Genomic DNA, 15,185 nt, shown 5'->3' with positions numbered 1-15,185 from the left:
AGTCCTTCAATCTCCCGATCTCGTTAATTAAAAATTACAATCGAATTGACGCAACCTTTTTTAAAGTAGTGCATCATATAGATGAACTTTATAATTAAAAACAGCTATGGAAAATAAAACATGGAAATTGGCGTTAATTTGCTTTTTAGCCGTCTTCTTCTTTACGTCATGCGATGACGATGATGAATATTACTACGTTGGGAACGGAAATTCGTGGATAAGCTATGGTAATCTTGAAAAAGTCGATCATTCCCAATCCAAATACGTTATCCGCCGGGATGACGGAAATAAACTGATTCTCTCCGAAGGAGTACGTCTCAATGGCGATGAAGTAAAAGAAGGTCTGCGGGTTGTTGCCAATTACTCCATCATCGGGAGTGAAAGGGAGGAAACAAGCCTAAATGGCAAAATGAATTATTACATCCGTTTATACGATATTGACGATGTACTTTGTAAAGTCCCCGTAAAAGAATCCTTCATTAAAGAAAATGAAGCCGTCCGAAACGACAGCATCGGTAACGATCCCATTACTATCACGGAAGCATGGTTCGGCGGAAAATACTTGAATGTCGAATTCAAAATTCCGGTAAAGAAAGGCTCCTCTGAAAAACACTTCATCAATCTGGTTCAAGACGATATGGGATTACACAACGACTCCGTATATATCACTTTACGCCATAACGCATACGGAGAAAAACCCGATGCCCAAAACACAGATTCATATGTTTGGAGCTACGGCAGAGTATCTTTTGACCTAACTTCCATTGTACCGGAAGGTCATAACAAAGTTCCGGTAAAATTAATCTGGACCGAATATAAAAAGAATATCCCCGAAACCGTTACCAAAAGCGACAACGGAACATTTTCGTTGTCCGGAAAAGAGACAAATCCTCGGGCCAAGTCAGGCTTAAAACAAAAAGAGAATCATCAAGCAAGTCCGAACGAAACCCGAATTTCTTGTGAACTCAAATAAACAATCCCATTTTAAGGGGGCCTATCCAAAGCCCCCTTAAACTTATAACACTCGTAAAACCATACTTTTCTAAAATCCCGTATCCATTCATCAACAAGAGATCACTTCCTTTACAAATTCCTGTATAAAATCTACGCTACGATCGATTCCCAAAAGAGAAGAGTCGACAGATAAATGATAGGAAGAAGCTACTCCCCACTCTTTATCCGTGTAATAGTTATAATATCCCGGACGAGTTTTATCCATTCTACGAATAAGTTCCGAAGCATCATGCTCGGATACGTTTTCCCGACGCATCACGGTTTTTATCCGTTCATCCAATGGAGCATGAATAAAAATATTCACGCAATTTTTCTTCTCCCGCAGAATATAATCCGCACAACGTCCTACAATAACACAAGATTTCTCTTCCGCCAATTTACGGATAACATCCGACTGAATTTGAAATAGTTTTTCATTGGAAAGAAAATCGTTATATTGAAATCCGCCGAAAGTAAAGCCCGCGGCAAAAGCATGCAATAAACTACCGGAATTCTGTTCATCCGCTTTCTCAAAAAATTCTTTACACAATCCGCTCTCCTGAGAAGCTAACGTGATTAACTCCTTATCATAAAAAGCAATTCCCAATTTTTCGGATAATTTTTGTCCGATTTGCTTACCACAACTGCCGAATTGCCTACCGATTGTAACGACACAATTTTCCATAACACTTTATTTAGGATTAGTTATACATACAAAATTACTTATTTTTTCTTTCCTATAAGGTGCCGGAGCCTATTTTAAATCAAAATATTCGCGAGAGCCCATACCTAAAACGACAAAACATCGCAATCAAAGCAAATTCGAAATTTTTAACCGTTTCAATTGCCAATGCAACATACATCCCGTCACGACAGAAGCAATCACATCGGCTGTCGGCATACTGGCCCAAACTCCCGTCGTACCCCAAAAATGAGGAAATATCAAAAGAGCGGGAATCAAAAATAACAATTGGCGTGTCAAAGAAAGGAAAATAGCTTTTTTAGCCATCCCGATGGACTGAAAAAAGCTGGAAGTAACCATCTGAAAACCGACCAAAGGAAATGCAGCAAGCACAATCCTCAACCCGCTCGAAGCAATTTCGACCAACTCGGCATGTACGGTAAAAAGGTAAATAATAGGTCGAGGAAAAATCTGACCTATCAAAAAACCGGAAGTCGTTACACCGATACCGCAAATCAGGGTATATTTCAACACCCGAATCAAACGATCAAATTGTCGAGCTCCAAAATTATATCCGGCAATGGGTTGCATTCCCTGGTTGAAACCCATCACAATCATAATAAACAAAAAAACCACTCTATTCACTATACCATACGCTCCTATCGCCATATCCCCTCCATGTACTTTCAAACTTTTATTAATCAATATGACAACCAAGCAAGCACATAAATTCATTAAAAAAGGAGATAAACCGATAGCGAGCATCCCTCCCACTATGCTTCTTTTTAAACCGAAAATACCTTTTTGAAAATGAAGAAAACTTTTCGGATTAAAGAAATGCATCAACTCCCAACTCAAGGCCAAAACCTGAGCAAAGACGGTAGCGTAAGCAGCTCCGCGTATCCCCCAATCCAACACGAAAATAAAAAGGGCATCCAACACGCAATTTACCAACACCGCCATCAAGGTTGCCGCCATTGCCTTTTGAGGATAACCGGAAGCCCTCAATACCTCATTCAATCCTAAATATACATGCGTTACCAAATTTCCGGCCAAAATAACTTGCATATAATCTTCCGCGTAAGGTAATGTTTCGGGGCTCGCCCCGAAAAAAAGAAGTACCGGTTTTAAAAAAATCAGCATCAGCACCATAAACAACGCTCCAATGATTATATTCAAAACGATAACATTCCCCAATACATGCGTTGCACTCTCTTTATCTTTTTGTCCCAATTTTATGGCCACCAAAGTAGATGCGCCGACACCTACAAGCGAACCGAAAGCTGCCGCTAAATTCATCAGAGGAAATGTCACCGCCAATCCGGCAATAGCCAACGGGCCGACCCCGTGGCCGATGAAAATACTATCGACCATATTATATAAAGAGGAGGCCGTCATTGCAATAATGGCGGGAATAGCATAACGAAGAAGTAATTTTCCGATTTTCTCCGTACCTAAAATCAAAGGTGTATTTTGTGACATAAGATCTATTTAGCTGTTGAATAAAAACGGCCGCAAAGATAGACGAATTATAACATGTCGATCACCACAAATTCAAAAAAGTTCTTTCGTTTACTCCCAATCCCCATTATCCATGATCACCTGTTTTAATGCTTCGAGAGCTTCGCTCTCGGGAACGGCAATCCGAACGACTTCTTTTCCCCGGTAAAGATTCACTTTCCCGTTCCCAGCCCCCACGTAACCGTAATCGGCATCACCCATCTCTCCTGGGCCATTTACAATACAGCCCATCACGGCAATTTTCAATTTACTCAAATGAGCAAAGGCCTTTTTCACCTTAGCAACCGACTCCTCTAAATTATACAACGTACGTCCACATCCCGGACAACTAATAAACTCTGTTTTATAGCGCCGAACGCCGGCTGACTGAAGAATATTCCGACTAATGGATAGGGCGTCAAAAGGGCTACCCGCCTGAGGATAACTAATCCATAAACCGTATCCCTGACGATCTATAAATAACCCTCCGACATGAGCGGCAACTCGCAGATTCAAATCATCTATTTCCTCTCCCGAAGCGACCGCCCGGATAATCACCCGGTTTTTGATGTTCAATTCAGCCAATCGTTCCAAAAGATGGCGATAGTCAGAATAAAGTACTTCCGTCGGTGTCAATACCAAAATAGCCTCTTCCTCTCTTTGCAATTTCACGGCCAACTCCTGATTTATCTCCTCCACACCCCGTATCTCTACAAATACGCCATTACCTTCCGGTCCCTCCTCCAAGGTTAAAAATTCCCTTACCCCAATCAAGGCAACTGCATTCCGGTTATACACGTGAGCGACATCGATATTCTCATAGGGGACAAGGATCTTCACACTCTCCGGTAATTTAGTTAATTCCGGTCCCAAAGCTTCCGTGTAAATAATCTCCGGAGCCTGTTTTCCTGCTTTCAGCAAATCACCGTAAACCGGATCATTGACCGCGGCAACGTGAAAATCCAATCCTGCCGTAATTCGCTCGTCGATACAATCCACATGAGAAATATCCGCCACGATCAAAGGTTTAACAAAACGAGATTTCCAAACGGGAAATTCCGAACGATATTCAGGAGTACAAATCCGTACCAGCCGTTGAGCTATCGGGATCTCTTTTTGCGGAGCCTCCGTTAAAGAAACCCGAATCGTATCTCCGATCCCTTCATTCAACAGAGTTCCTATCCCCACAGCCGAACGAATTCGTCCGTCCTCCCCCTCCCCGGCTTCCGTCACTCCCAAATGCAACGGATAATCCATCCCCTCTTTCTCCATCTCCCTGACTAACAGACGAACGGCTTCCACCATTACTCGACAATCGCTGGATTTCAAAGAGATCACCACATCATTAAATTCTTCTTCCCGACATACTCGAAGATATTCCATCGTCGCCTCTACCATTCCTTCAGGAGTATCTCCATACCGACTCATAATCCGGTCGGATAAAGAACCATGATTCGTACCGATACGTACCGCTGTATGATATTCCCGGCACACGTTCAAAAAAAGAGTGAATTTCGCCCGCAAACGCTCCAACTCCTCCGTATACTCTTCTTCCGTGTATTCCAAATGTTCAAACGTAGCCCGTTTATCCACAAAATTCCCCGGATTTATCCTCACTTTCTCGACATAACGAGCCGCAATCATAGCAGCTTCCGGATTAAAATGAATATCCGCCGAAAGAGGTTCCCGATATCCTTTTTCCCGTAAAGCAATATGTATATTTTTCAAATTTTCTGCCTCTCTTCTTCCCGGAGCCGTAATTCTTACCAACTCTCCTCCTGCCTCAATAATTCGAACAGCCTGTTCCACACAAGCGAAAGTATCCATCGTACTCGTGTTTAGCATGGACTGCACAAGAACCGGATATTCCGACCCAATAAACGTATTTCCAATTTTAACTTGTCTCGTTCTCCTACGCATAATAATTATATTTCAATCGATTATGACATTATTCGTTTCAAATTCCGAAGGTTTCGCTTATTCGTAATAGCTTTCCCCTCCGGAGTGTAAAGGTAATCAATTTCCGCTCTAAAGTACTCGATCACGTTACGTCTCACGACCTTCATGGTAGAGTTCATCAAACCGTTTTGTTCCCCAATAACTTCAGGAAGTATTCCGGTAACCGCTGGCAGCCAACGTTCCGGGAACAAATTGGCCCATTTTCCTCCCTTTCTGAAAGCTATCAACTCCTCTTCCAGCTTCAAGGCCATGGAGCGATAGGCATCCATGGTATTCGGTTCTACCTCCTGCTGCATAATATACTCCTCCAATGCTGTTTTATTCGGTACAATCAGCCCGACCGTGTATGGAGATTGATTATTGTATAAAATACAACACTCGATATAGCGGGAGTGTTCCACGATCGCCTCTTCAATCCCCTCAGGACTGTATTTTTCCCCATCGTTAGCTATCAACAAGGATTTGTACCGGCCTAAAACATAAAGCCACCCCTCTCTCCCAAGATAACCGATATCACCGGTACGCAACCATCCGTCTATGATATATTCTTTTGTATTTTCTTCATTCCGCCAATAGCCCAGCATCACGTTGCCTCCCTTAATCCATACCTCTCCCTGTTCACCAACCGGAAGAACCTTTCCCTCCTCGTCACATATTTTCAACTCCAATGGCTTTACGACCATACCGGAAGAACCGAAACGATACCGTTCCGGCGTATTGGAGCTGATAACAGGCGAGGCTTCCGTCAACCCGTACCCTTGTAACATAGGAATCCCCAAGGCTGCATAATAGCGTTGCAGTTCGATATCCAACAAAGCCCCTCCCCCGACAAAGAATTGCAAATTTCCACCGAAACTCCGACGAATTTTAGAGAAAATAAACCCATCCGCCATTTTAACCCAAGGCCACCAAAATGCCTTTCCACCTTTTCCCCTATCATCTCCCAGACCATTATAACGATATGCAGCTTTCAGCCCCCATCGGTATAACTTCCATATAAAGCGTCCTTTCGCCCGTATACCGGCCTCTATATTTTTTCTGAAGTTTTTCGCTAATGCCGGCACACTAAGCAAGACATGAGGTTTTATTTCCAAAAGATTCACCGGAATATTTCTTAAATATTCCATAGGAGAATTTCCAAAATCCACCGAAGCCAACGAAGCTCCGTTATACATAAAAGAGTAGATGCCTACCGTATGAGCGAAACTATGATCCCAAGGAAGAAACAAAAGCACCTTATAAGACGATGGAATCTGTATCAGCGAATCGGCCTGTAACACGTTCGTCACATAATTTCCATGCGACAACATAATCCCTTTAGGGTCTGCCGTTGTTCCCGAAGTATAAGAGATATTTACCAGATCATCTGCCCGAACAGACCGAATCCGATCGTTCAAGACGTGAGAATTAGATGCTAACCACAACTTGCCTTCAGACAAAAGAGACTCGAAAGAAAGAGTACGCTCCTCTTCTCCCTCATAATCGAATACAATGATCTTCTCTACTTGGAGCAAACGGGATTTCATCTCACGCACCCGACGGAAATAATAAGAAGAAACAATTAAAAAACGAACTCCCGAATGTTCTATCCGGAATAAGATTTCATCACTTGTCAATTTGATACTTAAAGGGACATTTATCCCTCCCGCGTACAATACCCCCAGTTCAGCATATACCCAACGATTACATCCTTCACTCAAAAGAGCTGCCCGGTCTCCCTTATTCATCCCTAAAGAGAGTAAAGCTCCGGCAAATTCTATTACTTTCTCTTTAACCTCCCGATAAGACGCAGATACATATTTTCCATCTCTCTTCTCCCACAAATAAGGACTTTCGGAAAATTTCTCGCAACTCCTTTCAAATAACGCTATGATTGTATCCATACCTCTTTACAAAACCTCCTTACTAAAACTACAAAAATAGATATTTTACAAATCTAATAAAGAAATTCCAATTCCCGACGGCAACTCCCGGATAATAACCTTTTTTTCCAATCTCCTACCTATCAGGATGTAACCTGAATTTCTTTTCTCACGTAATCTTTACACAAACATAAAAGAATAACATGACCCGATTTTTAATCTTAACTATTACCGTAGTCTGTATAGGCATTACTATCGCCTGGAACAATAAAGCACATGGCGTTCTGCAACAAAATACCCCGATGAAAAACATAGAATTAAAATTCATCATCCAAGAGTCTTCGGAGATCCCCCTTCATCATGATATCATCATCTATGACGGTGATCCTTCCCGCAACGGACATGTATTGACAAAAGGCAAGGCAACAACAAAGAAGCCCTTTGTTACCTCCATAAGGGTTTCAGCACAAAAACACGAACTATTTTCCGTTAGTCGCATCCCTTTTCATTCCAAACAAATCACCCGTACTGTAAAACAAATCAAACCTTAAATCAAAAGGTGTTTCTCCTCGTATTTAGGAAAAACACCTTTTCATTCCGATATATACTACGTAGTTATTCGTTACCCATCTCCTGTTTCCGGGCATCTATGTAACGTACCGCTTTTCCGTAAATGATCAAAGCGATAGCCGAAACCAAAGCAATTCCGGCAAAATAATACCAGATATAATGAGCATTTGAAGCTGCTGCCGCCCACTCCGCCTCGCTACTAAACAAAGCGTGGTCCGGACAATATTTACTCAACAGGAATCCGGACAATCCGAAACCGAAAATAGAAGAGAGAAACGAATGCAAATGGCTAAATCCGAGATAAAGCCCTTCCTCTCCTTTAGGAGCCTGTAAAGAAAAATACTCCAGAAAACGCGGGGAAATAAATACTTCAGCTAATCCCTGGAACACGATACCCACGATCATCATAAAAGCGACCGGATGCATTCCAACAATCTCGCTATCGTTCAACATATTACCCGAAGCCATACATAAAGCCGATACCGGCATGATAAACATGCCTACCGTCATAGAAAATAATGCCGATTTTTTCCGCATCAATTGCGTAATCAAACTCACCGTCAACACAACCACCAACGGATTCACGTTAGCATACCACCCGATAGCACTTCCTTCTCCGGCCAAGCGGATCACGTACTTGGGCATCGTCGCGTATAACTGATGTTGCACCATCCAGAATCCCGTAATGATTAAAATTAAAATAATCAGACGGGCGTTCGTACAGACTTTCATCAAAGCGACCCATATCTGCCGGAAAGATTTTCCTTCTCCCGCATGTTTATCGCTTTTATACATAAAATAAATAGCTATTAAAGCTAAAAATGTCATGGAGGCAGAGAAATAATTCAAGACGATCATCCCCTCATGTCCCATAGAATCTCTTAACGGCGTCACCAACACCTTACCGGAAAAAGCCCCGATATTTACCATCCCGTAAAAAATAGCAAAACCTTTCGCTCGGGTACTCTCGTCCGTCTCCTTGGCCACGGTACCGGAAATAACACTTTTAATAAAAGATCCGCCGACAACGATTAAGGCCATAATCGGTAAGATACCGTAACGATAGTTACTATCCTGCAATCCGTTAAAACGAGTTTCGTATCCGTATTCCACCAATCCGGTAGAAGCCAAAAAAGTCGGAAATACCCCTAATCCCAAATAGCCTAACGTCAATAACGAAAAAGCCAGTAACATGGACTTACGAAATCCTATTTTGTCGGCAAGAGCACCCGAGAAAGTAGGCAAGAAATACAAACAAGCGGAAAATATTCCCGCGATAGTAGCAGCCTGAATATCTGAAAAACCCAATACATTACTCAAATACAAGGTGATTACGACAAAAACACCGTAATACGCCGCTCTCTCTAATAATTCGACCGTGTTGGCAACCCAAAACGCTTTACTGAACTTCACTTTTTTCTTTTCTGTTGTCACACTCATACATTTAATTTTTACTAATTTTCATCCAATCGTGCAAAAATAACATTTTTACAATACACGACAATACCCGAAATCGATAGATCAAAATAATCCGGAAACACTCGAAAATCATTTACAACCTATTTTTTGTAAATATTGCAGCGTAAAAATCTTACGACTCCAAAGCGTTTGCATGATTCCCCGCAAAGAAAGATAGACCAGAAAAGCCAGCCAAAGCATATGATTATCCGTACTCCCGGAAAAAGTATAAAAAATGAAGAAAAAAGCGAATGCAGCTATCAACATAGCCCCAAGCATCTGTTTCGTTGCAGTGGCACCTATAAGTATTCCATCCCATAAGAAAGCGGAGAATCCGGCTAACGGAATAGCCAAAACCCAATAAAAATAAGTAGCCGAAGCCTGTATGACCTCCGTATCATCCGTCAATATACTTAAAAAATTTTTCCCTCCTACCGCGTATAAAAGAGTAAAAAACAAAGATAGTCCGACGCCCCAAGCGAACAGATTACGGACAGCATGTTTCAATTGCTTTAAATTACAAGCACCCACGTAACGGCCTGCTAAAGCTTCCCCGGCATAAGCAAAACCGTCCATAATATAAGAAAACAATGTAAAAAGCTGCATCAACAGAGTATTAACCGCCAATATCACGTCCCCCTGACGGGCCCCCGTGGAAGTAAAAAAAGTAGTCACGGCAATCAAACAGAATGTACGCAAAAAAATATCCCGGTTCACCGCGAAAAAACGCCGCATAGCCGTTAAATATAAACTTTCCCGCAAAACAACCCTTACCCGCAAATAGCCGTATTTCTTCACCCATAAAACAACCGCCATGGCCAAACCGCCATATTCGGCCACCACGGTTCCCAAGGCAACTCCTTCCACCTTCATCTTAAATCCAAAAACGAAACAAAGGCTGCACAGAATATTAACCGTATTCACCGCAATAGCAATATACATGGGGAAACGGGAATTTTGCATTCCGATAAACCACCCCTTAAAACCATACAAAGCCAAAACAGCCGGAGCTCCCCAGATGCAAACCCGAAAATAGGCTACGGCATACCGTTCTACCTCATCGCTGGTATCCAACAGGCGAAAAGCCAAACGCTCGATCGGGTATTGCAACAACAATAAGGTGATTGCAGAGACCAACCCGACACAAACCGCCTGTACCAAAACCCTCGTTTCCGCCGAAGCGTCTTTCCGTCCATAAGCCTGCGAAGTCAACCCGCTCGTACCCATTCGCAAAAATCCGAAATTCCAGTATAAAATATTAAACAGCAATCCACCTACCGCGATCGCCCCGATATAAGCGGTCGCTCCCAAATGCCCTACGATAGCCACATCGACTAAACCCAGTAACGGGACCGTTATATTAGATATAATCGACGGAACGGCCAATTGAAGAATTCTCCGATTCATTACTTTTTATTTTAACACAAAAATAAAAGTATTTCCCTCAAAATAATTCAATAAAAAAAAATCTTGTTTCTATTAGCTATCTATTACATTTTAACCCAATAAAAATAGATTGTTAACGGGATGCTGTCCAACGGGCAAAAAGTAACTCATTTTTTCCGAAAGATTCTCTATTGAAAAACATTGCATTTTTCAGGTACGTATTATATTTTAGCATTCGAAATAAAAAAGAAATCAAACGATGAAAAAGAAATTTACCCGTATTACCCTATTGGGCTCTTTCCTTCTATTGATGTACCAATGTGCTACCGTACCCATTACGGGGCGTCATCAACTTATTTTATTTCCGGAAGACCAGATGGTACAAACCAGCCTGACTTCTTACAGCAGTTTTATTAAAGAGAATAAATTATCGAGCGACGATTCGGCCAAAAACCGGATTCGGAAAGTAGGGGCCCGCATATCCAAAGCCGTGGAACAATACCTGAGAGAGCACGGTTTAGAATCCGAAATTCAAAATTTCCAATGGGAATTTAATTTGGTTGTCAGCAATGAACCCAACGCCTGGTGTATGCCCGGAGGAAAAGTGGTATTCTATGAAGGGATTTTGCCTTATTGCCAAAACGAAGCGGGCATCGCTGTCGTCATGGGACACGAAATCGCCCATGCCGTAGCCCATCACAGCAACGAACGAATGAGTCAGCAAGCATTGGTTCAATACGGTAGTACTGCCGCAAGCGAATTACTCGGCCAATCCCAGGGGGCAGCAAGAAAAGCGTTACTGGAACAGGTAATCGGAATCGGAGCCAACGTCGGCATCATCCTGCCTTTTTCACGGAAACACGAATCGGAAGCCGATCATTTGGGACTGATCTTTATGACAATGGCCGGTTACGATCCCAATGAAGCCACAGCCTTTTGGTCACGGATGGCAGCAGCAGGGGGAGGCAAACAAGCCGAATTCTTATCCACTCACCCGGCAGACGAAAAACGGATCGCTCAATTAAAAGCCCTGATCCCGGAAGCCTTGAAGTATAAGCAGCGAGAGTAAATCTCCTATCCCGGCTCTTCTCTTGCCCTGTTTTTAAACTTTATAAAAATAGAGAAGTTGTTTTTTATTTTTTTCTTACTTTTGTTATCCGAAACAAATGACTAAAAATACCATGGAAAATAAACTGACGATATACAATACATTAGATCGGAAAAAGGAGCTGTTCGAACCTCTTAACCCTCCATTTGTCGGATTATACGTATGCGGTCCTACCGTGTACGGGGATGCCCATTTGGGACATGCCCGTCCGGCTATCACGTTCGATTTGCTTTTCAGATACCTGAAATACCTGGGTTACAAGGTAAGATACATCCGGAATATCACTGATGTAGGTCATTTAGTCAACGACGCGGACGAAGGAGAGGATAAAATCGGCAAAAAAGCGAAATTGGAACAACTGGAACCGATGGAAATCGTCCAATTGTATACCAACCGTTATCATAAAAATATGGAAGATCTGAATACACTTCCTCCCAGTATAGAACCTCACGCTTCGGGACATATCATAGAACAACAGGAGTTAATCAAAAAGATTATCGATAACGGTTTCGCTTATGAAAGTAACGGCAATATTTATTTCGATGTAGAACACTACAACCGGAAATTCCATTACGGAAAACTTTCCGGCCGAAAAATAGAAGAGTTATTTTCCAATACACGCCAGTTAGACGGACAAGGAGAAAAAAGGAACCCGTTGGATTTCGCTCTCTGGAAAAAAGCCTCCCCGGAACACATCATGCGGTGGCCTTCACCCTGGGGAACAGGATTCCCGGGGTGGCACTTGGAATGTTCTTGTATGAGTCAAAAATACCTGGGAGAAACGTTTGATATCCACGGGGGAGGGTTGGATTTACAATTTCCTCATCACGAATGCGAAATCGCCCAAAGTGCAGCCGCGTACGGACACGACGCCGTAAGGTACTGGATGCATAATAATATGGTAACCATCAACGGACAAAAAATGGGGAAATCGTTAGGTAACTTTATCACCTTGGATCAACTTTTCTCGGGAGAAAACGACGTATTGGAACAAGCCTACTCCCCCATGACGGTTCGGTTCTTCATTCTTCAAGCCCATTATCGCAGCCCGCTCGATTTTTCAAACGAAGCATTAAAAGCGGCCCAAAAAGGCTACGAACGTCTTATGTCCGCCGTCAACCAATTGAATAAACTGAAGCCGTCAATCGAGAATACGGTAGATGTGGATTCCTTGATAAATCAATGTTTCGAAGCGCTAAACGATGATTTGAATACTCCTATTTTAATCTCCCATCTATTCGACGGAGTACGGATCATCAATTCGATCAGCGCAGGCAATGAAAAAATAAACACCGAAAATTTAGATAAATTAAAAAAACTATATCAAGACATCGTAATTGATATTCTGGGATTAAAAAGCGAAGAGGATTCCGGGGCAAGCAATCAAGCTTTAGGGAAAGTAATAGAGGCGATGATGAACGTGCGGAAAGTAGCACGTCAAAATAAAGACTGGGCCACTTCCGATCAGATTCGTGACGAATTAAAAAATGCAGGAATCCTTATTAAGGACACAAAAGACGGATACGAATGGAGCCTCGAATAAGGAGGCTTCTTTTACCCTCCTCACAGGAGGAAGATAATTATAATTAGAAATCAATGGCTTACATATTCTACGCATTATTATTTACATTGGTGTTCATCTCGTGCAAAACGGAGACGAAGTCCAAAAACAAAAACGCAACGTCGGTTTCGGCAAATGCGAAACCATCACCGGAAAATACGACGAGATACGTTAAGAGCATCCAGATTATCTATCCTCAAAAAAACGACACGTGTGTATTCGGAGAGAAAATCAAAATAAATTTCGCTTACGACAAACGATATAAAATCGATTCTTCTCATATCCTGTACAATAACTCAAGGATCACCACATTAGACAGTAATACCCGGGAGTATATCTTCAAAATCCCGGAAGGGAAATGCGGAACTCAAACGATAAAAGTCATGGCTTTCCACTCTAACCAGAGACAGGGGATTGCTACCATGCCGATCGTCATAAAACCCAACAAAGCTCCTGTATCCCTCGATTACCAACTTATAAACACCTTCCCTCACGACAACCAGGCTTACACCCAAGGTCTTGTATTTCACGACAATTTCATGTACGAAGGAACCGGACAATACGGAGCCTCCTCTTTACGAAAAACAGATCTCCAAAACAATAAAATACTATCCGTCCTTCATCTTGACAGGTCCTATTTCGGAGAAGGTATTACCATCTACAAAGACAAAATTTATCAAATTACCTGGAAATCACACAAAGGATTTGTTTACGACCTGAATACTTTCACGCTGGAAACCACGTTCGATTACCAAACTCAAGGTTGGGGTATTACCACAATGGACGACAAACTGATCATGAGTGACGGAACTCATGTTCTCTATCATCTCGATCCGGAAACTTTCAATATATTGAAAAGAGTAGAGGTCTTCGACCATAACGGTCCCGTCCTGAATCTAAATGAACTGGAGTTCATAAACGGCATGATCTGGGCCAACGTTTGGCTAACCGATCGAATCGCCGTTATCGATCCGGAAACAGGGGTTGTCAAACAAGAATTGCATCTGCCCGACTTATTAACAAAGGAGGAGAGCGGCAAGTTAGACGAAAATGATGACGTACTGAACGGTATTGCCTACAATGCCCAAAAAGGAACCCTGTATGTTACCGGTAAACGCTGGCCTAAACTTTTTGAACTAAAGATAAAGCCTGTCAAATAATGACATTTTCAAAATCTCCCAATCGTAAATCATTAAATCTTTTAATTATAATCTAAATTCTACCTACCATGCCTGACGTCAAAATAGAAGAATCCTGGAAAGACCTTTTAAAGGAAGAATTTGAAAAACCTTATTTTTCAGCGCTCATTCAATTTGTGAAAGAAGAGTACAAGCATAACCGTATATTCCCCCCGGGAAAACTTATTTTTAACGCTTTTGACCATTGTCCCGTTGACAACACGAAAGTCGTCATTTTGGGACAAGACCCCTACCACGGGCCGGGACAGGCTCACGGCCTTTGTTTTTCCGTACCGGAAGGAATAGAACAACCACCCTCTTTACAAAACATTTTTAAAGAGATCAACAACGATTTAGGATCAGCCATACCTTCTTCCGGAAATTTGGAACGTTGGTCCGATCAGGGGGTTCTACTCCTGAACGCGACCTTGACAGTAAGAGCTCATCAGGCCGGCTCCCACCAGAATAAAGGATGGGAAGAGTTCACGGATGCCGTTATCAAACTATTAGCCGAAAAAAAGGAGCACCTCGTTTTCATGCTATGGGGTTCTTATGCCCAGCGTAAGGGAGCTTTCATCAATACGCAACGCCATTTGGTATTAAAATCCGTTCATCCTTCTCCCTTATCGGCCAATCGGGGCGGATGGTTTGGAAATCACCACTTCAGTCAAGCCAATACCTATTTAAAAGCACATGGTTTAGAAGAGATCGAATGGTAAAAAGATAGCGCATTGAACGACCTAACCGTACACCAGGCATTCGAACAAGATTGCAAACAGGGGTGCGCCGTGATCGCAGGCATGAATTTCAATCTCTATTTTCAATCCTTGTATCTCCGGACAACATGAAATTAACAGGTTACGCAAACGTTTGAAATTTTTTCCGGTTTTTCTTGGAAAACTCTGTTTTTAATCCTTAACTTTGGTGC

General features: G+C 42.2%; 12 protein-coding genes. 6 read left to right on the top strand and 6 right to left on the bottom strand.

Annotated features, from left to right (window positions below; genetic code table 11):
- Nucleotides 1–106 precede the first annotated feature (106 nt).
- Nucleotides 107–973, top strand: coding sequence for a NigD1/NigD2 family lipoprotein (locus tag NVS78_RS04235; protein ID WP_286358074.1), 867 nt, complete (start codon nucleotides 107–109; stop codon nucleotides 971–973).
- 90 nt (nucleotides 974–1,063) lie between these two features.
- Here the strand turns inward: NVS78_RS04235 and NVS78_RS04230 are convergent, their stop codons facing one another.
- From NVS78_RS04230 to NVS78_RS04215, 4 genes are all read right to left on the bottom strand, one after another.
- Entirely contained in the window at nucleotides 1,064–1,678 is a 615-nt protein-coding gene (locus NVS78_RS04230; RefSeq protein ID WP_286358073.1) for a cytidylate kinase-like family protein, read from the bottom strand.
- Between the two features lie 126 nt (nucleotides 1,679–1,804).
- Nucleotides 1,805–3,157 carry an MATE family efflux transporter gene (locus tag NVS78_RS04225; protein ID WP_286358072.1) on the bottom strand — a complete coding sequence of 451 codons (1,353 nt, stop codon included), beginning with the start codon at nucleotides 3,155–3,157 and terminating at the stop codon, nucleotides 1,805–1,807.
- 90 nt (nucleotides 3,158–3,247) lie between these two features.
- Nucleotides 3,248–5,095 (bottom strand): (E)-4-hydroxy-3-methylbut-2-enyl-diphosphate synthase, encoded by a 1,848-nt coding sequence (gene ispG / locus NVS78_RS04220; RefSeq protein ID WP_286358071.1) that lies wholly within the window; start codon nucleotides 5,093–5,095, stop codon nucleotides 3,248–3,250.
- Nucleotides 5,096–5,115: 20 nt separating this feature from the next.
- Entirely contained in the window at nucleotides 5,116–7,017 is a 1,902-nt protein-coding gene (locus tag NVS78_RS04215) for an AMP-dependent synthetase/ligase (RefSeq protein WP_286358070.1), read from the bottom strand.
- 182 nt (nucleotides 7,018–7,199) lie between these two features.
- On the opposite strand from NVS78_RS04215, the gene NVS78_RS04210 reads away from it, so the two are divergent.
- Nucleotides 7,200–7,547: a hypothetical protein gene (locus NVS78_RS04210; protein WP_286358069.1), complete on the top strand. Its 348-nt coding sequence runs from the start codon at nucleotides 7,200–7,202 to the stop codon at nucleotides 7,545–7,547.
- Between the two features lie 64 nt (nucleotides 7,548–7,611).
- On the opposite strand, the gene NVS78_RS04205 is transcribed toward NVS78_RS04210, so the two are convergent.
- On the bottom strand, nucleotides 7,612–9,006 hold the full coding sequence (locus NVS78_RS04205; RefSeq protein WP_286358068.1) for an MFS transporter: 1,395 nt from the start codon (nucleotides 9,004–9,006) through the stop codon (nucleotides 7,612–7,614).
- Nucleotides 9,007–9,114: 108 nt separating this feature from the next.
- Nucleotides 9,115–10,431, bottom strand: coding sequence for an MATE family efflux transporter (locus NVS78_RS04200; RefSeq protein ID WP_286358067.1), 1,317 nt, complete (start codon nucleotides 10,429–10,431; stop codon nucleotides 9,115–9,117).
- Nucleotides 10,432–10,669: 238 nt separating this feature from the next.
- Here NVS78_RS04200 and NVS78_RS04195 point away from each other — a divergent pair, with 238 nt between their 5' ends.
- From NVS78_RS04195 to ung, 4 genes are all read left to right on the top strand, one after another.
- Nucleotides 10,670–11,479: a M48 family metallopeptidase gene (locus NVS78_RS04195; protein ID WP_286358066.1), complete on the top strand. Its 810-nt coding sequence runs from the start codon at nucleotides 10,670–10,672 to the stop codon at nucleotides 11,477–11,479.
- Between the two features lie 112 nt (nucleotides 11,480–11,591).
- Nucleotides 11,592–13,061 (top strand): cysteine--tRNA ligase, encoded by a 1,470-nt coding sequence (gene cysS / locus NVS78_RS04190; RefSeq protein ID WP_286358065.1) that lies wholly within the window; start codon nucleotides 11,592–11,594, stop codon nucleotides 13,059–13,061.
- A 53-nt stretch (nucleotides 13,062–13,114) separates the two neighbouring features.
- The gene (locus tag NVS78_RS04185; protein ID WP_286358064.1) at nucleotides 13,115–14,239 is read left to right on the top strand and encodes a glutaminyl-peptide cyclotransferase; all 1,125 of its coding nucleotides are present in this window, start codon (nucleotides 13,115–13,117) and stop codon (nucleotides 14,237–14,239) included.
- Between the two features lie 68 nt (nucleotides 14,240–14,307).
- The gene (gene ung, locus NVS78_RS04180; RefSeq protein ID WP_286358063.1) at nucleotides 14,308–14,976 is read left to right on the top strand and encodes a uracil-DNA glycosylase; all 669 of its coding nucleotides are present in this window, start codon (nucleotides 14,308–14,310) and stop codon (nucleotides 14,974–14,976) included.
- The last annotated feature ends 209 nt before the right edge of the window (nucleotides 14,977–15,185 follow it).

Source organism: Gabonibacter chumensis (assembly GCF_024741215.1).
Classification (GTDB): Bacteria; Bacteroidota; Bacteroidia; order Bacteroidales; family Marinifilaceae; genus Gabonibacter; species Gabonibacter massiliensis.
Note: the sequence above shows the minus strand (reverse complement) of the source record. Positions and strands in the feature narration are given on the sequence as shown.